Here is a 23631-nt window from a genome sequence, read left to right as displayed (position 1 = left end):
TAAAAAAACTATACTCCGCGAACACTGTTTTTTTCTTATAATAGAAGTGTTAAACTAAAAATAGTATAACACGATTGATACACAGAGGGTAGGACAAACCGGGTTATACCCAAAGCAAGGAGGAACTTATGGCTAAGAAAAAGTTGCGGTCAGCAGCGGTGATCCATCTGGGTTCAGAGAACATCACCATGCAGCTGATTGAATACACCGGTCTGGATGACATACGGATCATTACAGAGCTGCGCAGCAAGGTCCGTTTGGGGGAAGAAACCTTCCAGACCCGGAAGATCTCCTTTGGGACCATGCTGCAGATTGTGGAGATCCTGAAAGGGTACCGGCAGGTGATGCGGGAGTACGGGGTGAAATCCTATATCCTCCAGGCCACTACCGCTGTCCGGGAAGCGGAGAACCAGCAGTATTTCCTGGACCAGGTGCTGGTGAAGACCGGCTTCCAGATCGAAGTGGTGAACATGTCCCGGGAAATCTACACCAAGATGGCGTCCCTGCTGCGGACCATGGAGACCCATGGGAAAATGCCCCTGCCCCGGGAAGGGGTGCTGCTGGCGGACATTTCCTCCGGAGGTCTGGGTCTTACCTATGTGAAAGATCGGGAAGTGAAGTTCCAGCAGAACCTCCATGTAGGGCTGGTCCGGCTGAAGGAACAGTTTACCCGGAATGAACGGTCCAGCATCCATTTTGAACAGGCCCTGAAGGAATATCTCCAGGACCGGATTGGCGTGGTGGCGGAAGAACTGGAAAACGAGACCATCAGCATGCTGGTGCTCACTGGTACGGAAAGCCAGGTGCTCCTGGACCTGTTCGGGAAGAAACGGACCCGGAAGGAAAATGTTTCCTTAACGGCGGATGAAGTGAAAGCCTTCTACCACCGGGTACACCATCTGAAAGAAAGCCAGCTGGAGAAGCTGTTCAGCCTGACCCCGGAAGAAACGGAAGTGGCCCTGCCAGCCATTACCCTGTGCCAGCTGCTGATGGAAATGTCCCGGGCCCAGCAGATCCTTATGCCGGTGGACCGGTTCGTGGACGGGATGAAGATCCTCTACATTGCCCGGCAGCTGGATCAGCAGTTCCTGGAAGAAATGCTGGACATCCAGATGAGCCTGGTCCGGAACATCGGAAACCGGTTCCACTACGACGCTCCCCATGCGGCCTGGGTGGAAAACATGTGCTGCGTGCTCTTTGACGCCCTGGCGCCGTCCCAGGGCCTGGACCAGGAGGACAAGAGCCTCCTCCGGGCGGCGGCCTACCTGCACAATATCGGGAAATACGCCTCCATGCGGACCTATGACCGGTACAACTACTATTTGATCGACAGCGCGGATCTGTTGGGCTTCAGCGTGGAACAGTGCCACACCATTGCCCAGATTTCCTACCTGTACACTCTGGACCGGCCGGAACTGGAGGGCAGCGAACCCAAGGATTTCGGCAGCGGGATCCCGCCTCTGGTGGCCAAGCTGGCCGGCATCCTCCGGCTGGCGGATTCCCTGGACATCAGCGGCCGGCAGAAGATCCGGGACTGCAAAGTGGTGATCCGGGGAAACGAACTGCGGGTCCGGGCCAAGAGCCGGGAAAACCTGGCTCTGGAGGAATGGACTTTCAGCAAACGGGGGAGTTTCTTTGAGGAAGTCTTCGGCCTGCGGCCGGTTTTAGAGAAAGCAGAGGAAAAATGATGAAAATCGATCTGAACAAACCTGAGTATTACGTGAACCGGGAACTGAGCTGGCTGAAGTTCAACCTGCGGGTGCTGCGGGAAGCGGGGGTGCGGAACCTGCCCCTTTTGGAACGGCTTCGGTTCGTGGCCATTTCCGCCTCCAACCTGGACGAATTCTTCATGGTCCGGGTGGCCGGCCTGATCGAACAGAAAGCCGCCGGGATGGACCATGTGGATGCTGCCGGGATGAATGTGGAGGACCAGCTCCGGAACATTGCCCTTTCCGCCCACAACCAGATGAAACTGAAGTACCGGTATTTCTTCGCTCTGATCAATGAGCTGGAGAAATATGCCATCCGGTTCTTCCGGGTGAAGGATGTGACTGAAGACCAGCGCCGGGAACTGGAAAACTACTACCAGGAAATGGTCTTCCCGGTGCTGACTCCCATGGCGGTGGATGCGGCCCGGCCCTTTCCCTTCCTGGCCAACAAGTCCCTGAATATCGCGGTGGAACTCCGGGACCAGAAGGGGGAACAGAAAATCGCTTTCGTCCAGGTGCCTTCCGTGCTGCCCCGGTTCATTTCCCTGGTGGGGAAGGAAGGGGAACGGGCCTATGTGTTCCTGGAAGACCTGATCATGGAACACTGCCAGGATCTGTTCAAGGGACTCACCATTGTGGACATGGTGCTCTTCCGGATCACCCGGGACAGCGACCTGGAAGTGGAGGAAGACGCCACCCAGGACCTGATGAAGGAAATCGAACGGTCCCTGCGGAAACGGAAACGGGGGGCTGCGGTGCGGCTGGAAATCAACGCCACCGACGACAAGTACCTGAAGGATTTCCTGGTAAAGAACCTGGATCTGGAACCCCGGGATGTGTATGAGATCCAGGGACCTCTGGACCTGACCTTCCTGAACAGGTTCATCGACCAGCCGGGGATGGACCAGTGGAAATTCACTCCCTACACCGGGCAGCAGCCGGAAGAGCTGCCGGATTATGACGACCTGTTCGGAAAAATCCGGGAACATGACATCCTGCTCCACCATCCCTATGAAAGCTTCGATCCCATTGTAAAGCTGGTGGCCCAGGCGGCGGACGATCCCCAGGTGCTGGCCATCAAACAGACCCTGTACCGGGTCAGCGGCAATTCTCCCCTGGTGGCGGCGCTGGCCCGGGCGGCGGAAAACGGCAAGCAGGTCACTGCCCTGGTGGAACTGAAGGCCCGGTTCGACGAAGAGAACAACATCGTCTGGGCCCGGCGGCTGGAAAAAGCCGGCTGCCACGTGATTTACGGGCTCATGGGCCTGAAGACCCATTCCAAGATCATCCTGATCGTCCGGAAGGAAGAGGACGGGATCAAACGGTATGTGCACCTGGGCACCGGGAACTACAACGACAAGACCGCCAAGCTCTATACGGACCTGGGGCTGCTGACCGCCAACGACCAGTATGGCCAGGATGCCTCCGCCTTCTTCAACGTGCTCAGCGGTTATTCGGAACCGCCGGTGTTCAACAAGCTGGTGATGGCGCCCATCGGGCTCCGGGAAAAGATCTATGAACTGGTGGACCGGGAAATCGCCCATGTGAAGAACGGGGGCACCGGGTACATCGCCGCCAAGATGAATTCCCTGATCGACCAGCCGGTGATCCGGAAGTTCTACGAAGCCTCCCAGGCCGGGGTGAAGATCGACCTGATTGTCCGGGGGATCTGCGGCCTGCGGCCGGGAATCAAGGGCGTCAGCGAGAACATCACCGTACGGTCCATTATCGGCCGCTTCCTGGAACACAGCCGGGTGTATTATTTTGCCAACAACGGCAGTGAGGAACTGTACCTGTCCAGTGCGGACATGATGCCCCGGAACCTGAACGACCGGGTGGAACTGCTGTTCCCGGTGGAACGGAAGGCTCACATCGACCGGGTGAAGGAATTCCTGGATCTGTGCCTGAAGGACAATGTGGGGGCCCATGTGATGCTGGCCAACGGTACCTGGCGCCGGGCCTATCCTCACGGCCGGAAGCGGATCAGCGTCCAGGCGGCCATGATGGACCGGGCCAAATCCCATGCCCCGAAAAAATCCATGCCCATGGAACAGCGGCTGAAGCCCATGGTCCGCAAGGAAGAATGACGGAGAGCCCTCTTTTGTGATATAATGACTTATCATAAAGAGAGGTGCGGTGCGAGAAATGGCAGTGCAAAGTGTTACCTTAAACTATAATGGACATTACGGATATTTGGATTACAACGAAGAAACCCATGAGATGACAGTCTTTATCCCAGATGAGGAAGCAGCAGCCCAGAAAGTGCGGGATTTTCTCCAGGGCCCCCGGAAACTCCAGGTCCCTACGGATGAATGCACCTACCATTTCGGAGAAGTGACCGTGGATCCCAGCCGCAGCTGGCAGGACTGCCAGCAGGCCCTGACCCGTCTGTGGGTGAATACCGGAGTGCTGGTGGAATGGAGCATGCCGCCCCGGATGACCAACGATCTGTAAGTTATGCACAGAGTTATCCACTTATGAACATTTGTGTTGTGGATAATGTGGATAACATTGTCCTGACAGGGGGAAAACCGGGAAAAAACGGCCATCCAGCCTGTGGATAAATGGAAAATGCAGGAAAAAAACGGGGAGGGTGCCAAGGTGGCAAAACGGTATTATGAACTGGAAGTGGCAGGGGTGAAACGGTCCCTGCCGGTAATCAATATTTCGGATTCCCTGGCTATTGCCGGGTTCGTGATCCTGGGGGATACGGAAATCGTGGAAAAGACCGCAGCGGAACTGGCCAAAAAGGTTCCGGCGGATACAGATATCCTGATGGCGGCGGAAACCAAGGGAATCCCCCTGGTCCAGGCCATGGCCCGGATCCTGGGGATGCCCCGGTACATTGTGGCCCGGAAATCCATCAAGGCCTATATGGAACATCCTCTGGTGGTGGAGGACGAATCCATCACCACCCAGGGCAAGCAGATGCTCTGCCTCCAGGATGAGGACATTGAACGGGTCCGGGGCCACAAGGTGACGCTGGTGGACGACGTGATCAGCACCGGAGGCTCCATGAAGGCTCTGGAAGAACTGGTGGCCAAAGCCGGGGGCACCCTGAACGGAAAAATGGCCATCCTGGCCGAAGGAGATTCCATCGGCCGGAAGGACATTACCGTACTGGCCAATCTGCCGCTGTTTAAGGCGGAATAAAGTTGGTCTGTCAATGGTCAATGGTCAAATGTCAATGGCTAAAGGAAAGAACCCGCCTGAGTGGACGGGTTCTTTTATTATGCAAAATCCATATTGTGTCTGATATAGCAGCGATTATATTTTTAAATGTTAATTAAAAATTTGCTTGCAAATTTTGTCATTGGGCCATTGACCATTGACAATTGACTACGATGGGGGCCTTCATTCAGGTGAAGGCCCCCATCTGCACCATCACCATATACCACAGCGTTCCCCCTGCCATGGACAGCAGGAACTGGCGCTTCCACAGGTGGAGGAGCACCACTACGGCGATGCCGGTCAGTTCCGGGAGACCGTGGGTGCCGGTGGTGAAGGACACATCCTTGAGACAGTAGATCACCAGCAGGCCGAACACCGCTGAAGGCAGCACCGTGCCCAGGTAGCGGACCCGGGCCGGGGTGGGTTTCCCTGCCGGGAACAGAAGGAAGGGCAGGAAACGGGTGAGCTGGGTGCTGATTACGGCCAGCACCAGGATGGCAAGATGCTGGAGAAAACTCATGGCCGGGCTCCTTTCTTCTCCAGGTTCTCCTGGAGCAGCAGCAAAAGGGACAGGATGGCGCCCAGGGCCGGCAGGATAAAGTGCTTGGGACCGGCCAGGTTCAGCATCACCAGGGAGATCCCCAGTCCCAACAGGGAGCTTACATGGCTTTTTTCCTTCAGCCACTGTTCCAGGAAAATCACCACGAACATGGCGGTGAGCACAAAGCCCAGACCCTGGGTGTTGAACCGGATGCAGCCTCCGAACAGACCTCCCAGGGTGGCTCCCAGGAACCAGTACATGTGGTTCAGGAAGGTGATGAAGAACATGAACCAGCCCCGGTCCACGTTCTCCGGGATCCGGGCGGTGTAGTTGATGGAAAAGGTCTCATCACAGAGGCCGAAGATCAGGTACAGCTTTTTCCAGCCGGTGCCTTTGTACCGGTCCAGCATGGAGATCCCGTAGAAAAGATGCCGGGCATTGATCATCAGGCTTACCAGAAAGACCTGGGCCGGATCGAAGACTCCCACCATCAGGTTCACCAGGACAAATTCCACGGAACCGGAAAAAATCAGGAGGCTCATGAACATGGGGTACCAGAAGGGAAAACCGGCGGCATGCATGTAGACACCGTAGGTGAGTCCCAGGAACAGGAACCCGGCAAAGATGGGCAGGGTGTGGGGAAAGGCGCAGCGCAGGGCCTGGATCCGCCGGTCACGGGACAGCTGGGGAACCAGGACAGCATAGGGCTGGGAGAAGGGAACAGTACTTTGCTTCACGGATATAACCTCCAATTCGTATCATTTGCAACACAAGCATACCATTAAAAATCCGTACAATCAATGACTAAATTGTATGGATTACAAAATTTTTTGACAGGGAATCTTCACGGCATACCGGAGAATTTTTTCGATTGCTCTTTAAAATAGGAAACAAATCCTGAAAATTCCCTTGATGCTCCATACAATATTTCATATAATTGTATGGAATACAATTACAGGAGGTCCCTATGGCCATCAACGGATTCTACAACTACCCTCTGTCCTGGAAACCGGACCGGGCCAAGCTTACCCGGCCGGTATACCTGTCCCTGGCCCGGCAGCTGAAGGAGGACATTGCCTCCGGCTGCCTGGCTCCCGGCACCCGGCTGCCGCCCCAGCGGGAACTGGCCCGGTTCCTGGGAATCAATTTTACCACCGTCACCCGGGCTTACAAGCTGTGCGAGCTGAAGGGGCTGCTCCAGGCGGTGACCGGCAGCGGTACCTTTGTAGCCTCCAGCGCCGCCCGGTCCGTGACCATTTCCACAGAACGTCCCCGGTCCGCCCTTATCGACCTGGGGTTCGAGAACCCCTTTCAGGTGTTCACGGACCAGGTCCGGGAGATCACCCGGGACATTGCCGGCCGGAAACAGTTCCCCCAGCTGCTGGATTATGCCTCTCCCACCGGTATGGTCCACCAGAAGGCGGCCGGGGTAAACTGGCTGAAGAACATAGGGGTGGAAACGGATCCGGACCATCTGATGCTGGTGTCCGGCACCCAGAACGGACTGGCCATGAGCCTGCTGGCCCTGTTCGATCCGGGGGACCGGATCGGGGTGGATACCTACACCTATGCCAATTTCATCGAACTGGCCCGGCTCCATCATCTCCAGCTGGTGGCCATCGGCAGCGATGAGGAAGGGATGCGGGCGGACCTGTTGGAGCGGCAGCACCGGCTGAATGCCCTGAAGGGAGTCTTCCTGATGCCCAGCTGCTGCAACCCTACCACCCGGATGATTTCGGAGCGGCGGAAACAGGCCCTGGCCCAGGTAATCCGCCGGGAACAGCTGATCCTCCTGGAAGACGACATCCATGCCTTCTTCACCGCCGGCACCGTGGCCGATTATGCAGGGCCCCTGGCCCGGCTGGTGCCGGAACAGAGCGTCTATGTAAGCGGCACTTCCAAACCCCTCTGTGCCGGTCTGCGGGTGGCCTACCTGGTGTATCCGGACCGGTTCCGGGAGGCCCTGCTCCAGGCTCTCTTCAATGTGAATGTGAAAACATCCTCCTTGGACGGGGAAATCATTACGGAACTGATCCTTACCGGCACCGCCAATGCCATGGTGAAGAAGAAACAGGAACTGGCGGCGGAACGGAACCGGCTGTTCTTCCGGTATTTCCCGGAACTGGAGGGTCAGGGCCATCCCCTCAGCTTCTACCGGTGGCTGCCCATACCGGATACCCGGGGAGGAGCGGAAGTGGAACAGGCCTTCCAGCAGCAGGGAATCCGGGTCTACCATTCAGACCGGTTCCTGTGCGGGAAGCGGGAAATGCAGGCTTATCTCCGGGTGGCCCTGTCCACAGAACAGGACATGGGACGGCTGGAAAAAGGACTGTCCATTTTACGGGAAAACGTGAAAAAAGCATAAATCCCCTGCTCCCCTGCTGCGTCACTGTAATGCAGGTTCACCGGGATCCGGCTGACAGTTGCTGAAAACTGAAAAAAACTTTGCTTTTTGGGTACCTCCTGCGTTAAAATGAAACGATATACTTTTGTTTCAGCGTGAGGGGGTACCTTTTTTGAAAATCATAGATCTTTTAAAGAGTCCGAAGGTTTGCGTCTCCTGTGAGCTGTTCCCACCCAAAAAAGGCAGTGAACTGGAACATGCCCAGGAAATCGTCCGGACCATTGCCATCCAGGGGGTGGACTACATGAGCGTTACCTACGGTGCCGGCGGGACTGCCGTAGGCAAAAGCGTGGCCCTGGTGTCTGAAATCGAACGGTGCGGGGTGCCGGCCCTGGCCCATCTCACCTGTGTGGGGGCCGATGAACAGAAAATCGAAGGGGTCCTGGACCAGCTGAAGGCCGCCAATGTCCAGAACGTGCTGGCTCTCCGGGGGGATCTGCCCCAGGGACAGGAACATCCTCTGGGGGACTATGCCCATGCCAGCGACCTGGTGAAAAAGATCAAAAGCTACGGGGATTTCTGCGTAGGCGGGGCCACCTATCCGGAAGGCCATCCGGAAGCAGCCGGCCTGGATGATGACCTGGAACACACCAAGATGAAGGTGGAAGCCGGGTGTGATTTCCTGGTGACCCAGATGTTCTTTGACAACAGCATGTTCTACAATTTCATGTACCGGATGCTGGCCAAGGGAATCAACGTGCCGGTGGTGGCCGGGATCATGCCGGTGACCAACCTGAAGCAGATCGAAAAGATCTTCACCCTCAGCGGTACCCCGGTGCCGGCGCCTCTGCGGGCCATGGCGGAACGGTTCGCAGACCATCCGGCGGCTCTGAAACAGGCGGGGATGGCCTATGCCATCGGCCAGATCGTGGATCTGATCGCCAACGGCTTCACCAACATCCACATCTACACCATGAACAAGCCGGACATCATCGGAGGCATCCGCAGCAACCTGTCGGAAATCATCCGCTGCTGAAAGGGGAACCAGTATGGGAAACCTGCGGATCCAGTTTGATGAAAAAGAAGCCCTCCGGTATTTCGGGGCCCGGCCGGGGGATGAACAGGCGAAAGTGACGGTGGACCGTGCCTTTCTCCAGCTCCGGAACGAAGTCCAGCCCCGGAATGTGATCCAGCAGTGGAGCTGCCGGGTGCTCCAGGGAACGGACCGGGAAAAGGGCCGGGTGATCCTGGAAGAAGGAACGGAATTTGTCAGCTCCGGTCTGGCCCGGCACCTGGAGGGCTGTGACACCCTGCTGCTGTTCGGGGCTACCCTGGGGGCCCGGGTGGATACGGCCCTGCGCCGGATCAGCATCCGGAGCATTGCCGAAGGGGCGGCGGCTCAGGCGGTGGCTGCTTCCCTGATCGAAAGTTACCTGGATCAGCAGGAAGTCCTGTGGAAGCAGGATCTGCCGGATACCTGGCAGTACCGGAGCCGGTTTTCCCCGGGGTACGGGGACTGGGACCTGACGGAACAGCAGAAGATCTTCCGTCTCCTGAACTGTCCCAAGACCATCGGCCTCACCCTGACTGCCGGAGGCATCATGGCACCCACCAAAAGCGTCACCGCCGTCATCGGCATCGACCGGAGCGGGAAAAAACCGGCGGGACCGGAAGCAAGCCGCTGCGGGAAGAAAAGCAAATGTGCTGCCTGCGGCAATGTGGACTGTCCTTTTCGTCAGGAGGAACTATGAATTTTACAGAAGCACTGCATACCAAACGGCTGTTTTTTGACGGAGCCATGGGCACCATGCTCCAGGAAGCCGGCCTGAAGCCGGGAGAACTGCCGGAAACCTGGAACCTGCTCCATCCGGAGAAGGTCCGGGCCATCCATCAGGCCTATGTACGGGCTGGGGTGGATATCCTGAAAACCAACACCTTCGGGGCCAACGGCCTGAAGTTCGGTGCCGCCCACGGCCAGCCGGAAGTGGAAGAACTGGTCCGGACCGGGGTGGAAAATGCCCGGGCGGCCTTTGCCGCAGAAGGACGGGAAGGGTTCGTGGCCCTGGACCTGGGCCCTACCGGGAAACTGCTCCAGCCCTTCGGGGACCTGCCCTTTGAGGAAGCGGTCTCTCTGTACGCCGCCCAGGTGAAGGCCGGGGCTGCCGCCGGAGCGGACCTGATCCTCATCGAGACCATGAGCGACAGCTATGAAGCCAAGGCGGCCATCCTGGCGGCCAAGGAGAACTCCGATCTGCCCATTGTGTGCACCTTCACCTTTGATGAAGATGGGAAGCTGCTGAACGGGGCGGATGTGACCACGGCCTTTGTCATGGCGGAAGCCCTGGGAGCCGCGGCTGTGGGCTTCAACTGCGGCCAGGGACCTGACACTCTGGTGAAGCTGGTGTCCCGGGCCCTTAAGGCGGTGGACATCCCTCTGGTGGCCAACCCCAATGCGGGGCTGCCGGTCCAGAAGGACGGAAAGACCGTGTTCCACATCGATGCGGCCGGGTACGCACCGCTCATGGTGCCTTTTGCAGAAGCGGGGGTTTCCGTGCTGGGGGGCTGCTGCGGCACCACCCCGGACCACATTGCCCGGCTCATTGCGGCCTGCCGGGACATTCCCCTGCCGGCTCCCCGTTCCGGAGCTCCCTGTGCCATTGCCGGCTACGGCACGGCGGTGGATTTTGAAGGGATGCCGGTGATCATCGGAGAACGGATCAATCCCACGGGAAAACCCCGGCTGAAAGAGGCTCTGAAGGCCCAGAACATGGACTATGTGTGCCAACTGGCCCTGGAACAGCTGGACAAGGGAGCCCAGGTGCTGGATGTGAACGTGGGGGTGCCGGGGGTGGATGAACCGGCTCTCATCGAAAAGGTGATCCTCACCCTCCAGTCCATTACCTCTGTTCCCCTCCAGATCGACACCTCCAACATCGAAGCCATGGAACGGGGGCTCCGGGTGTACAACGGCCGTCCTCTGCTGAACTCCGTCAACGGCAAGGCGGAAAACATGGAGAAGGTCCTGCCTCTGGCCAAAAAATACGGGGCGGCCCTGGTGGGCCTGTGCCTGGATGAGGGAGGCATTGCGGACAGCCCGGAAGGCCGTCTGAAAGTGGCGGACAAAGTAATCACGGAAGCCGGGAAATACGGGATCCCTGCCAAGGATATGGTGATGGATCCTCTGGCCATGACCATCAGTACCGGAGGACAGAACGCCCAGATCGACCTGGAGGTGATCCGGCAGCTGAAGGCCCGGCACATCAAGACGGTCATGGGGGTGTCCAACATTTCCTTCGGGCTTCCCAGCCGGGATGCGGTGAACAGCGCCTTCTTCGCCCTGGCCATGGAAGCGGGGCTGTCCGCCGGGATCATCAATCCCAACAGCGGCGCCATGATGGGCGCCTACATTGCCTACGGGGCCCTCAGCGGCAAGGATGAAGGCTGCAAGAAGTATGTGGAATACTTTGCCGACGCCCCTCAGATGGTGGCCGTGGCCAAATCCCAGGGCAGTGCCAAACCGGCGGCCAAAGGGGCCCAGAAGGAATATCCCCTGGAAGAAGCCATTGTGAAAGGGCTCATCAGCCAGGTGGAAAACGGGGTCCGGAAACAGTTGGCAGAAAGCAAACCCGCCCTGGACATCATCAATGAATCCATGATCCCTGGCCTTAACATCGTAGGGGATCTGTTCGAAAAGAAAAAGCTGTTCCTGCCCCAGCTGCTGGTCAGTGCCGATGCGGCCAAGGCCGGGTTCGAGATCCTGAAGCAGTCCATTGCCACCGGAGCCAGCACGGAAAAAGGAGAACCCATTGTGGTCTGCACGGTGAAGGGGGATATCCACGACATCGGCAAAAACATCGTGAAGGTGCTCCTGGAAAACTACGGTTATCAGGTCATCGACCTGGGGAAGGATGTGCCGCCGGAAGAAGTGGTGAAAGCCGCCCGGGACCATAATGCCAGACTGGTGGGGCTCAGTGCCCTGATGACCACTACCGTGGGAGCCATGGAAGAGACCATCCGCCAGATCCGCCGGACCCTGCCGGAGTGCCGGGTGATGGTGGGAGGTGCCGTAATGACCGAGGAATACGCCCGGACCATCGGCGCGGATTTCTACGGGGCCAATGCAGTGGCCAGCGTCAGCTATGCCAACCAGCTGTTCCATAAACAATAAACAACAGTAAAAAACAAAACAACTACAGAAAGAAGAGATGCAGCATGACAAGACCTTTGATCGGTGTTTCCGGAAGCCATATGGTGGATGACCACGGCGTTTTTGCCGGGTACCACCGCTCCTATGTGAATGATGACTACATCCGTTCGGTGAACGAAGCCGGCGGGGTGGCTATCCTGGTGCCCTTTACGGAAGATGAGGAAGCCGCCCGGGAAATCATGAGTCGGGTGGACGGGCTGGTGCTCAGCGGCGGCCACGATGTGTATCCCCTCCTGTACGGAGAGGAACCCTGCCGGCAGATCGGTCCGGTGTGGCCGGCCCGGGACAAATTCGACCTGCTGCTCCTTAGGGAAGCGGAAAAGCGGGGGATCCCGGTAATGGGCATCTGCCGGGGCTGCCAGATCATCAACGTGAGCCACGGGGGGACCCTGTATCAGGACCTGTCCCTGGACAAGAACTCCTTTGTGAAGCATTCCCAGAACCAGGATCCGGCCACTCCCACCCATACGGTGGAAATCCAGGCCGGCAGCCGGGCTGCCAAAATCCTGGGCCGGACGGAATGGGTCACCAATACCCACCATCACCAGACAGTGCACCAGGTGGGCCGGTGCCTTGCCGTCACCGGACGGGCCAAGGACGGCACTGTGGAGATCATGGAAGGGACCGGTGAGGGCTATCTTATGGCTTATCAGTTCCATCCGGAAATGATGTCCATCAACAATGCCCAGGCCAAAGCCATTTTCGCTGATTTCATCGCAGCCGCCAAAGGAGGACACGCATAACATGACAGAGAAAAAAGAGAAATTCGGACTGTTCAGCATTGTGCTGCTGGGCATCAACGCCATTATCGGTACCGGGATCTTCCTTTTGCCCAACCGGGCCTATGCCCTGATGGGGCCGGCCTCCCTGGGGATCCTGCTGTTCGACGCCTTCCTGGCCGGGGCCCTGGCTCTGTGTTTTGCCGAAGCCGCCGGGTTCTTTTCCCGGAACGGGGGACCCTATCTGTACGCCAAGGCGGCCTTCGGAGATTTCTGGGGTTATGAGATCGGAGTGCTGAAACTGGTGGTGACCATCATCGCCTGGGCCGCCATGGCCGTAGGATTCGCCACCGCCCTGGGAGCCGCTTTCCCGGCTCTTTCCGGGGACGGGGCCAAGGACATCATTGCAGCCGTGCTGATCGGGGGCCTCAGCGCCCTGAACATTGCAGGGGTCAAGGCTTCCAAATATCTGAACAACATCCTGACAGTATCCAAACTGGTGCCCCTGGTGCTGTTCATCGCCCTGGGGATCTTCTTCCTCAACGGCAGCAATTTCACCCCCTTTGTACCGGCCCATCTGGAAGACGGGGCTTTTGCCAACGCCGCCATTACCATGTTCTTTGCCTTTACGGGCTTTGAAGCCATTGCAGTGGGAGCGGAAGACTACAAGGACCCCAAGAAGAACCTGCCCCGGGGCATCATCCTGACCATGGTGCTGGTGACGGTGATCTACATGCTGGTGGTGGCCATTTCCATCGGCATCCTGGGGCCGGACCTGGCTGCGGACAAGGCACCCATCCAGACCGCTTTCGGACGGGTGGTGGGTCCGGTGGGATCCTACATCATCCTGGTGGGCACCCTGTTCTCCATGGGAGGCATCAATATGGCGGAAGCCTTCATTGCCCCCCGGGCCTGCACCTCTTTGTCGGAAGACGGGATGCTGCCGGAAGTGCTGGCCAAACGGACGCCCTGGGGGACTCCTTATGTGGCCAGTATCGTCATTGCGGTGCTGAGCATTGCTCTGGCCTGGAGCGGCAGCTTCACCACCCTGGCGGCCATCAGCGCCGTATCCCGGTTCACCCAGTACCTGCCCACCTGTCTGGCGGTGATCGTGTTCCGGAAGAAATGGGCGGACCGTCCCCGGACCTACAAGATCCCCGGAGGCATCACCATTCCCGTGATTGCTATCCTTACCAGCCTGTGGATGCTGTCCAATGCCAAGACCATGCAGCTGATCTGGGGTCTGGGGGGCTGTCTGGTGATCCTGCCCTACTATTTCGTGTATGCCAGCAAAAAGAAGCGGGGCCTGATCAAAGAGAAGGAAGAGTAAAGAAAGGAATTGTATGGATCTCCAAACACTGCTGCACAAAGACAACCTGGATCGGGCAGACCTGATTGCCCTGCTGGGCCTTACCGACCCGGAAGACCGGAAGGCCCTCTACGACGCCGCCTATGCGGTGAAAAGCGCTTCCGTGGGCCGGGTGGCCTATTACCGGGGCCTTCTGGAATTTTCCAACCGGTGCATCAAAAACTGCCTCTACTGCGGTATCCGCCGGGACAATGAGGAAGTGGAACGGTTCGACACCTCCCGGGAGGACATCCTGGCCATGGCCCGGTGGGCTCTGGACAACCAGTACGGGTCCTTGACCCTCCAGTCCGGTGAACGGCAGGATGAGGAATTCATCGCTTATGTGGAAAGCCTGATCCGGGACATCAAGAAGCTGGGGGACGGGAAACTGGGGCTTACCCTGTGCCTGGGGGAACAGACGGAAGATACCTACCGGCGCTGGAAGGAAGCGGGGGCCCACCGGTATCTGCTGCGGATCGAAACCAGCAATCCGGCTCTGTATGCCACCCTCCATCCTCAGGACGGGCACCATGAATGGACGGTGCGGAAGCACTGTCTGGACATCCTCCGGGACCTGGGCTACCAGGTGGGCACCGGAGTGATGATCGGCCTGCCCGGCCAGACCCTGGAAGACCTGGCGGACGACATCCTGTTCTACCGGGACATGGACATCGACATGATCGGCATGGGGCCCTATGTGGTCCACCACAACACTCCTTTGGGGAAACAGGTGGTGGCCGCCGGGGAAAACACCCCGGAAGCCCAGCAGCACCGGTTCATCCTGGGACTGAACATGATCGCCGTGACCCGGCTGTCCCTGAAAGACGTGAACATAGCGGCCACCACCGCCCTCCAGGCCCTGAACCCCCTGGGACGGGAACTGGGGCTCAAGGCCGGGGCCAACATCCTGATGCCCATTGTGACCCTGCCCAAATTCCGTCCCGACTACCTGCTCTATGACAACAAACCCTGTGTGGAAGACAGCCCGGACCAGTGCCGGAACTGCCTGTCCGCCCGGGTGGCGTCAGTGGGAGACACGGTGGGATTCGGGAAGTGGGGAGATTCCCCCCATTATTTCCGGGAGCACGGGAATGGAGCCAAAGAATAGCGGGAGCAAAAGCTTCCGCTATTCTTTTTATCTATACCAACCCCAACTTTTTATCCATTATACAAACGCCTCTCCATCCGCTACAATAAGACCCATGAAGAAACAAAACAGAGCAAAATGCTCGGAATAAAGAGAGGGGTTTTGAATCATGACTTTGCGTGCACCATTCCGTTTTGATATTGTTGGGAGTTTCCTGCGGCCGGACCGGCTGAAAGAGGCCCGGGCCCGGTTTGCCCGGGGGGAGATCGCCGCCCTGGACCTGAAGCAGGTGGAGGACGAGGAAATCGCCAAACTCATTGAAAAGCAGAAGGCCGCCGGGCTCCATGCCATTACTGACGGGGAATTCCGGCGGAGCTACTGGCACCTGGACTTTTTCTGGGGCTTCCAGGGCATCACCCATATCGAGCTGGAACAGGGCTACCTGTTCCACGGAGAAGAGACCGCCCGGGGCACTGCCATCGTCACCGGAAAAATCAGCGGGAAGGACCATCCCTTTGTGGACCATTTCAGATATGTGAAAGGGTTCGAGGACGAAAACACCCTGGCCCGGCAGACCCTGCCTGCTCCGGCTCAGCTGCTGGCGGAGCTGTACCGGGGAGACAACGGGAAAATCACTGACGCGGTATACCCGGACCGGGAAGAACTGCTCCAGGACATTGCCGCCGCCTACCGGCAGGTGTTCCGGGATCTGTATGGAGCCGGCTGCCGGAACATCCAGCTGGATGACTGCACCTGGGGCATGTTCTGTGATACGGAATACTGGAACAAACGGCAGAAGGGAGCGGTTTCTCTGAAACAGGTGGCGGAGGAGTACCTGCGGCTGAACAACCTGGCCCTGGAAGGCCGGCCTGATGACCTGGTGATCAACACCCATGTGTGCCGGGGAAACTACCATTCCACCTGGGCAGCCCGGGGCGGCTACGGTCCCATTGCTCCCCTGCTGTTCGGGAAGGAAAAAGTGGATGCCTTCTACCTGGAATTCGACGATGAACGGTCCGGGAACTTCGAACCCCTGAAGGAAGTGGCCCCCGGGAAAAAGGTGGTGCTGGGACTCATCACCACCAAGCGTCCGGAACTGGAAGACCGGGCCCAGGTGATCGCCCGGATCCGCGAAGCCGTCCAATATGTGCCCCTGGAAAACCTCTGCCTCAGCCCCCAGTGCGGTTTCGCTTCCTGCGAAATCGGCAACAAGCTGACCGAAGAACAGCAGTGGGCCAAACTGGCCCTGGTCCGCTCCATCGCCCAGGAAGTGTGGGGGGAATAACCTCTTTGGCCGCGGCCCGCGACCGGGGGTGTGAATTTTTCACACCCCCTTTTTTGATTCTCTTTTGACGGAATTCCGTGAAAACGTCTAAAAACTTCTGGTGAAAAAACTGAAATTTATTTGTTATGGACGCTTCCTTTCGACGTTTTTCAGATGAATCTTCTTTACAATGGAGCCATGAAGTCGAGAAATCAGATTCCTGCACGAAGCATGACGCAAAGGAGTGGTATTACATGATGAAGAATGAAGAAATCGGAAAAGCCATGACCATTAAACTGGAATTCCCCAACGGGCTGCCCAAACCCAAACCTTTCCAGGAAGGCATCCGTCGGGCTCCGGACCGTGGCTTCCGTCTGACTCCGGCACAGACTGAAATTGCTCTGAAAAATGCCCTGCGTTATATCCCGGAAGAATATCATGAAGAACTGATCCCGGAATTCCTGGAAGAACTGACCACCCGGGGCCGGATCTACGGCTACCGTTTCCGTCCGGAAGGCCGGATCTACGGGAAACCCATTGATGAATACAAAGGCAAATGCACCGAAGGCAAGGCCTTCCAGGTGATGATCGACAACAACCTGGACTTTGAAGTGGCTCTGTATCCTTACGAACTGGTCACCTACGGGGAAACCGGCAGCGTGTGCCATGACTGGATGCAGTACCTGCTGATCAAACGGTATCTGGAAGAAATCACTCCGGACCAGACCCTGGTCATGGAATCCGGCCATCCTCTGGGCCTGTTCCATTCCAAACCGGAAGCTCCCCGGGTAATCATCACCAACGGTCTGATGATCGGGGAATACGACAACCAGCATGACTGGGAAATCGCCGAAGAAATGGGCGTGGCCAACTATGGGCAGATGACCGCCGGCGGCTGGATGTACATCGGGCCCCAGGGCATCGTCCATGGTACCTTCAACACCATCCTGAACGCCGGCCGCATGAAACTGGGGATCCCGGAAGACGGGGACTTGGGCGGCAAGCTGTTCGTCACCTCCGGCCTGGGCGGCATGAGCGGTGCCCAGGGCAAAGCGGCGGAAATCGCCAACTGCACCGCCATTGTGGCGGAAGTGGATGCTTCCCGGATCAAGACCCGCCTGGATCAGGGCTGGATCTCCGGAGTTTCCGATTCCCTGCCGGAAGTCATTGCCATGGCCCAGAAATCCATGGCGGAAAAGAAGGGCAAATCCTTCGCATACCACGGCAACATCGTTGACCTGCTGGAATACATTGTGGACCACAACATCCATGTGGACCTGGTTTCCGACCAGACTTCCTGCCACAACGCCTACAACGGCGGCTACTGCCCTCAGGGCCTGACCTTTGAGGAACGGACCAAGATGCTGGCAGAAGATCCGGCCAAGTTCCGGGAACTGGTGGACAAGACCCTCCATGCCCACTTCGAAGCCCTGAAGAAGATCACCGCCCGGGGCGTGTACTTCTTCGACTACGGCAACTCCTTCATGAAAGCCGTGTTTGATTCCGGGGTAAAGGAAATCTCCAAGAACGGTGTGGACGACAAAGACGGGTTCATCTGGCCCTCCTACGTGGAAGACATCATGGGACCCCAGCTGTTCGACTACGGCTACGGACCCTTCCGCTGGGTATGCCTGTCCGGCAAACCGGAAGACCTGCACAAGACCGATATGGCGGCCATGAGCTGCATCGACGTGAACCGCCGGTACCAGGATCGGGACAACTACAACTGGATCCGGGATGCAGAAAAGAACAAACTGGTGGTGGGCACCCAGGCCCGTATCCTGTACCAGGATGAAGTAGGCCGTGTGAACATCGCCCTGAAATTCAACGAACTGGTCCGGAACGGGGAAATCGGGCCTGTCATGATGGGCCGTGACCATCACGACGTATCCGGTACGGACTCTCCCTTCCGGGAAACCTCCAACATCAAGGACGGCTCCAATGTAATGGCTGACATGGCAGTCCAGTGCTTCGCCGGGAACGCAGCCAGAGGCATGAGCCTGTGCGCCCTCCACAACGGCGGCGGCGTGGGCATCGGCAAAGCCATCAACGGCGGCTTCGGTCTGGTGCTGGATGGCAGCCACCGGGTGGATGAAATCATCCGCAGCTCCCTGAGCTGGGATGTAATCAGCGGTGTGGCCCGCCGGTCCTGGGCACGGAACGAACACGCCATGGAAACGGCTGTGGAATTCAACAAGACCCGTCACGGCATCGGGCAGATCACCCTGCCGTACCTGACCGACGAAAAACAGATCAAAGACGCAGTGGCCAAGGTTTATCCCAAAGCCCATGTGATCAAAGACTGATCCACAGGAACCATACAGAATCAAAGGGCTGCTGCACGGATACCGTGCAGCAACCCTTTTGTGGCAGAACTGAAGGAGGAAAGGCAATGATTGACAGACTGCTGATCAAACATGCGGCCCAGATTGTGACCCCGGAAGGGAATACCGCCCGTCATGGCCGGGAAATGAAACAGCTGAAGATCTACGAGAACCAGTCCATCCTGATTGAAAACGGGAAGATCCGCAGCATCGGGAACCAGCCGGACTGGGAGAAACTGGTGCCGGCGGACAAACAGATCGACGCCACCGGCAAGGCGGTGCTCCCCGGGTTCGTGGATTCCCACACCCACCTGGTGTTCGGGGGCTACCGGCCCGATGAATTCCTCTGGCGGATGGGCGGCATGAGCTATATGGAAATCATGGAACGGGGCGGGGGCATCCTGAACACCATGAAGGCCACCCGGGAAGCCAGCCGGGAAGAGCTGGTGGACCACAGCATGGACTTTTTGAAGAAGATGCTGGCCATGGGGGTCACCACCGTGGAAGCCAAAAGCGGCTACGGCCAGGATCATGATACGGAAATCAAACAGATGGAAGTGGTCCGGGACCTGAACGAAAAGCAGCCCATCGAGCTGGTGTCCACCTTCCTGGGGGCCCATGCGGTGCCGCCGGAATACAAGGACCGGGGGGATGACTTCATCGAATTCCTCCTGAAGGATGTAATGCCGGAAGTGGCGGAAAAACACCTGGCGGAATTCTGCGACGTGTTCTGCGAAAAAGGGGTGTTCTCCATTGAACAGAGCCGGCACCTGCTGACGGAAGCCCGGAAGATGGGCTTCAAGCTGAAAATCCATGCAGATGAGATCGTCAGCCTGGGCGGGGCGGAACTGGCCGGGGAACTCCACGCCACCAGTGCGGACCATCTGCTCCATGCTTCCGATGCAGGGATCCGGGCCATGGCGGACAACGGGGTGGTGTCCACCCTGCTGCCCACCACCGCCTTCTGTCTGAAAGAACCCTTTGCCCGGGCCCGGGAAATGATCGACGCCGGCTGCGCCGTAGCCCTGGCCACGGATTTCAACCCGGGAAGCGGCTTCACCTTCTCGGTGCCCCTCATGATCGGCCTGGCGGTGATCTACATGAAGATGAGTGCGGAAGAAGCCATCACCGCCCTGACCCTGAACGGGGCCGCGGCCCTGGACCGGGCGGACCGGATCGGTTCCCTGGAGCCGGGGAAACAGGCGGACCTGGTGATCCTCCAGTATCCGTCCTACAAATTCCTTCCCTACCATACAGGGGTCAACATTGTGGAAACCGTCATCAAAAAAGGAAAAGTGGTGGTCCGGTAAGCCTGCCGGCTGCCCTGGCTCAACAGAAGAGGGTGCTGCACATTGGGTGCAGCACCCCCTTCTTTTCTTTCTTTTCCGTTTATATTATAATAGTACTGATTACTATGACAATTTGAGGGGCCTTACGGGAGTTGGTAATTTTTACATAAAATTTCTCTGATGAGGTGTGGAAACATGACGAGTCTGATCCAAGCGCGGTTTTTAGGCGCTCCTGTTATCCAGAAAGACGGGAAGGAAATCTTCTTTCCCTATAATAAAGTCAATGCACTGGTATACTACCTGCTGGTGAAGGGCACGGTGATGCGGGATGAACTGAGCGGTGTGCTGTGGGCGGACAAGCCCGATGCCATTGCCCGGAAAAATCTCCGGAATGCCATTTACGAAACCAAGAAGATCCTGGGACCGGATGTGTTCATTTCGCCCCGGAAAGCCATTATCAAGGTGAATCCGGAAATCCGGGTCCAGGTGGATGTGAAGGAATTCGAGGTGGATCCGGGCCGGAACTTGGAACTGTATCAGGGTGCCTTCCTCCAGGGGTTCTTCATCAAGGATGCGGCAGAGTACGAAAACTGGTATCTGACGGAACGGGACCGTCTGGAAGGACTGTACATGGATGCCCTGCTCCAGAAACTGAAGGAAGCGGTGGCTGTCCGGAATCAGGCCAAGGTGACCCGGTACGGCCGGATGCTCATTGCCCATGATCCCTACGATGAATCCATCTATACCCTGCTGCTCCGGACGTATTGTGAGCAGGGAAACATGAAGCAGGCTACGGAACTGTATGAGGAAATGAAGAAGCTGTTCCGGGAAGAGCTCCAGAGCAATGTGCCTCCGGAAATCGAAGAGCTGATGAAACGGACCCTCCATGAGGAAAAGCAGGAGAAAAAAGAGCAGGGGATCCTGAAACCCCGGCCCAAAGGCAGCCTGACCGGACGGGAACGGGAACTCCAGCTGGTGAACAGGATGCTGGAAGAGTTCCTCCAGGGCAGGAACAGCGATACCCTGCTGATCCGGGGAGAAGCCGGCTGCGGCAAGACCATCCTGAAGGATGCCCTGGTGGAGGAACTGCCTCCGGAAGTGACGGTGATCCAGACCAACTGCTTCAAACCGGAACAGAACATCCTGCTCCGGCCCTGGACCGGAATCGTGGAGGGGCTGGGGAACCTGATCCGCCGGGAAAAGATCCCGGTGCCCAACATGGATCCCTCCCGGCTGTATGAACTGTTCCCCCAGATGGACATGAGCGGGGACCGGGAAGCGGGACTGGCGGAAATCAAGGATCTGCTGAAATTCGACGCCATTTTCCACACCCTCTACACGGTGATGGAAAATGTGGGGGAAAGCCGGCAGCTGCTGTTTATCTTTGAGGACATCCAGTGGATGGATCCTCTCAGCCTGTCTTTGTTGAGCAGTCTGATCCTCCACAAGAAATCCTCCCGGTTCATGTTCCTGCTGACCGCCCAGCCTTCCCAGGACAAGAACTATCAGAAATTCGAGACCTCCGTCTCCATGTACCACAAGCTCCGGCTGTTGGAACTGGCCCCCCTGGACAGGGAGACCGTCCGGCTCTTTGCCCTGGACATGGAACTGCCGGTGCCGGTGGATGACCATCTGGTGGACCGGCTGCTGGAAGAATCGGAAGGGAACCTGTTCCTGCTCCGGGAATGCCTGAAGGCCCTCAAGACCACCGGCAGTCTGGAAAACCTGACGGAAAACATGCGGAATATTTTCAAATCCAACTGTTTCGCTCTTACCGATGACCAGCGGAAGATCCTGGACTTCATTTCCCTGTTCTACGACGGGGCGCCTCTGGCCATGATCTCGGAATACATGCATATGAACAGCCTCCAGGCCCTGGAAAACCTGGAGGTGCTCCGGAACAACAACTTCATCCGGCCGGTGCCCCAGCAGCCGGAAGTGATCTATGAAATTGTCCAGCAGAAGCTGAAAGAATACATCCACCAGCAGATCTCCCTGGAAAAACAGAAGATCCTCCACAGCTACATCGCCGGACTCTGGGAAAAGCGGCTTACCCATTCCCCCCCAGGACATCCGGCTGTACCACCATCTGGAATACCATTACCAGGAGGCCGGAGAACTGGTGAACATGGGCCGGTACAAACTGAAGATCCTTATGTATTATCTGAACTTCAGCAATGAACTGTTCCCTGTGCTCAGCAGTGCGGATATTATGCCCGACGATGACAAGAGCCGGTACATCGAGTCCAATCTGGGCAAATTCCTGGCGGAAGTGGACGAGATGATGCACACCATCAAGCGGACCTGCGGGGAGACTCCGGAAGTCCGGGACCTGGAAATGAACTACCTGCACCTGATGGGCCGGCACTACATCCGGGTGGGAGAATACGAAAAAGGGGTCCGGAACATTCTGAGCCTGATCGAACAGGCGGCAGAAGTCCACAACCGGGACTACATGCTCATGGGCTATAAGCAGATGATCTACTACGATATCCAGATCGGCAACACGGAAGAAATGAAGAACTATCTGGAAGTGGCCCTGAACCTGGCGGACGAATGCAACTACCACAAGGAAATGGGGATCCTGCTCCGGCTCAAGGGCCTCAACATGATCATGCAGGGGAATTTCCCGGAAGCAGAACGGCTGCTGAAGGAATCCATCTCCACCTTCATGGTGACCCAGAATGTCCAGCGGCGCTATGCCCTGAACATTGCCGGAGCCTACAACTACCTGGGGGAGATCCGTCGGGGAGAGGGAAAGTTCCAGGAGGCCCTGGACTGCTACGACAAGGCCCTGGACTATGCCAGGGATCAGGAAGCCTACAGTTCCTGGGTGGTCTTTTCCTGCAATGCAGGGGTCACCTGTTACAATATGGGGCAGTTCGACCGGGCCAAAAAGTATTTTCTCCAGGCCTATGAACTGTTCCCCCGGTATGTGTTCTACTGGCGTCATCCCATAGTGGAATCCTACCTGGCCCTTTTGTCCATGCGGGAAGGAAAGGAAAAGGAGGCGGTCCGGTTCCTGGATGATGCTCTCCACAAACTGGGGAACATGAACAATCCCCGGGAGGCAGGCTATGTATACATGGCCATCGCCCTTTTGAAGAAGGACCATCCGGACAGCGGGATCGCCCGCCATTACGAAGGGAGCCTGGGGTCCTATGCCACCCGGGCCCTCCAGGTGCTGGATCCCTACCGGGACACCTGGGAACGGAAGCAGATGGAAGCGTTGTTTTGAGAAATCAAAGGAGGAATGAACCATGGTAACGTTGAAGAAAGTGGCGGAAGTCCTGGAAGCCCAGGTGGTTTCCGGACAGGAAGGGATGGACCGGACGGTGAACCAGGCCTGCGGCAGCGACATGATGAGCGATGTGCTGGCCTATGCCAAGGAAGATTTTGTACTGCTCACCGGGCTCCTGAACATCCAGGTGGTCCGGACGGCGGACGTGAGCGATGCAGCGGCTCTGATCTTTGTCCGGGACAAGCATCCGGAACAGGATGTGCTGCTGGCGGCCCGGAGCAAGGGGATCCCGGTGCTCTACACCCGGTGCACTATGTTCGAGGCCTGCGGCCGGCTGTATGAGCTGGGGCTCCGGGGCTGCTCCGGCAAGGACCGGAAATAGCCGTC

General features: G+C 57.6%; 19 protein-coding genes. 17 read left to right on the top strand and 2 right to left on the bottom strand.

Annotated elements, in window-relative coordinates; all coding sequences use genetic code 11:
* Positions 1-128 precede the first annotated feature (128 nt).
* The 4 genes from FX155_RS04285 to FX155_RS04270 all read left to right on the top strand — a co-directional run bounded on the left by FX155_RS04285 (position 129) and on the right by FX155_RS04270 (position 4862).
* A complete protein-coding gene (locus tag FX155_RS04285; RefSeq protein WP_154487857.1) occupies positions 129-1688 on the top strand; it encodes a hypothetical protein in 1560 nt (519 codons plus the stop codon).
* Positions 1688-3796 (top strand): RNA degradosome polyphosphate kinase, encoded by a 2109-nt coding sequence (locus tag FX155_RS04280; protein ID WP_154487872.1) that lies wholly within the window; start codon positions 1688-1690, stop codon positions 3794-3796. Before FX155_RS04285 ends, FX155_RS04280 begins: the two co-directional genes overlap by 1 nt.
* Before the next feature lie 133 nt (positions 3797-3929).
* Entirely contained in the window at positions 3930-4163 is a 234-nt protein-coding gene (locus FX155_RS04275; protein ID WP_229778420.1) for a hypothetical protein, read from the top strand.
* Positions 4164-4310: 147 nt separating this feature from the next.
* Positions 4311-4862 (top strand): phosphoribosyltransferase family protein, encoded by a 552-nt coding sequence (locus tag FX155_RS04270; RefSeq protein WP_279127995.1) that lies wholly within the window; start codon positions 4311-4313, stop codon positions 4860-4862.
* A gap of 205 nt (positions 4863-5067) precedes the next feature.
* Here FX155_RS04270 and FX155_RS04265 read toward each other — a convergent pair whose 3' ends face one another.
* Positions 5068-5400, bottom strand: a complete 333-nt coding sequence (locus FX155_RS04265; protein ID WP_022487710.1) for a branched-chain amino acid transporter permease — start codon at positions 5398-5400, stop codon at positions 5068-5070.
* Positions 5397-6164, bottom strand: a complete 768-nt coding sequence (locus FX155_RS04260) for an AzlC family ABC transporter permease (protein ID WP_374047554.1) — start codon at positions 6162-6164, stop codon at positions 5397-5399. Before FX155_RS04260 ends, FX155_RS04265 begins: the two co-directional genes overlap by 4 nt.
* Before the next feature lie 224 nt (positions 6165-6388).
* Between FX155_RS04260 and FX155_RS04255 the strand changes: the two genes are divergently transcribed.
* The 13 genes from FX155_RS04255 (at position 6389) to FX155_RS04200 (ending at position 23626) form a co-directional block, all read left to right on the top strand.
* A complete protein-coding gene (locus FX155_RS04255) occupies positions 6389-7786 on the top strand; it encodes a PLP-dependent aminotransferase family protein (protein ID WP_022487708.1) in 1398 nt (465 codons plus the stop codon).
* Positions 7787-7937: 151 nt separating this feature from the next.
* A complete protein-coding gene (locus tag FX155_RS04250) occupies positions 7938-8801 on the top strand; it encodes a methylenetetrahydrofolate reductase (protein WP_022487707.1) in 864 nt (287 codons plus the stop codon).
* A 13-nt stretch (positions 8802-8814) separates the two neighbouring features.
* Complete coding sequence (locus FX155_RS04245) at positions 8815-9516, top strand: vitamin B12 dependent-methionine synthase activation domain-containing protein (protein WP_022487706.1); 702 nt, start codon at positions 8815-8817, stop codon at positions 9514-9516.
* Positions 9513-11933: a homocysteine S-methyltransferase family protein gene (locus tag FX155_RS04240; RefSeq protein ID WP_154487856.1), complete on the top strand. Its 2421-nt coding sequence runs from the start codon at positions 9513-9515 to the stop codon at positions 11931-11933. The genes FX155_RS04245 and FX155_RS04240 overlap by 4 nt, the downstream gene beginning before the upstream one ends.
* Before the next feature lie 44 nt (positions 11934-11977).
* Positions 11978-12715: a gamma-glutamyl-gamma-aminobutyrate hydrolase family protein gene (locus FX155_RS04235; protein WP_154487855.1), complete on the top strand. Its 738-nt coding sequence runs from the start codon at positions 11978-11980 to the stop codon at positions 12713-12715.
* 1 nt (position 12716) lies between these two features.
* On the top strand, positions 12717-14021 hold the full coding sequence (locus FX155_RS04230) for an APC family permease (RefSeq protein WP_022487703.1): 1305 nt from the start codon (positions 12717-12719) through the stop codon (positions 14019-14021).
* A 13-nt stretch (positions 14022-14034) separates the two neighbouring features.
* Complete coding sequence (gene hydE / locus FX155_RS04225; protein ID WP_154487854.1) at positions 14035-15147, top strand: [FeFe] hydrogenase H-cluster radical SAM maturase HydE; 1113 nt, start codon at positions 14035-14037, stop codon at positions 15145-15147.
* Positions 15148-15295: 148 nt separating this feature from the next.
* Entirely contained in the window at positions 15296-16411 is a 1116-nt protein-coding gene (locus tag FX155_RS04220; RefSeq protein WP_022487701.1) for a 5-methyltetrahydropteroyltriglutamate--homocysteine S-methyltransferase, read from the top strand.
* Positions 16412-16647: 236 nt separating this feature from the next.
* Entirely contained in the window at positions 16648-18696 is a 2049-nt protein-coding gene (locus tag FX155_RS04215) for a urocanate hydratase (RefSeq protein WP_370834549.1), read from the top strand.
* A gap of 86 nt (positions 18697-18782) precedes the next feature.
* The gene (gene hutI / locus FX155_RS04210; protein ID WP_022487699.1) at positions 18783-20024 is read left to right on the top strand and encodes an imidazolonepropionase; all 1242 of its coding nucleotides are present in this window, start codon (positions 18783-18785) and stop codon (positions 20022-20024) included.
* A 174-nt stretch (positions 20025-20198) separates the two neighbouring features.
* Positions 20199-22184, top strand: coding sequence for an AAA family ATPase (locus tag FX155_RS04205; RefSeq protein ID WP_229778419.1), 1986 nt, complete (start codon positions 20199-20201; stop codon positions 22182-22184).
* Positions 22132-23241, top strand: coding sequence for a tetratricopeptide repeat protein (locus FX155_RS11485; RefSeq protein WP_229778418.1), 1110 nt, complete (start codon positions 22132-22134; stop codon positions 23239-23241). Before FX155_RS04205 ends, FX155_RS11485 begins: the two co-directional genes overlap by 53 nt.
* A gap of 22 nt (positions 23242-23263) precedes the next feature.
* Positions 23264-23626 carry a DRTGG domain-containing protein gene (locus FX155_RS04200; RefSeq protein ID WP_022487697.1) on the top strand — a complete coding sequence of 121 codons (363 nt, stop codon included), beginning with the start codon at positions 23264-23266 and terminating at the stop codon, positions 23624-23626.
* The last annotated feature ends 5 nt before the right edge of the window (positions 23627-23631 follow it).

The organism is Acidaminococcus fermentans, from assembly GCF_009696675.1.
GTDB lineage: Bacteria > Bacillota > Negativicutes > Acidaminococcales > Acidaminococcaceae > Acidaminococcus.
Note: the sequence above shows the minus strand (reverse complement) of the source record. Positions and strands in the feature narration are given on the sequence as shown.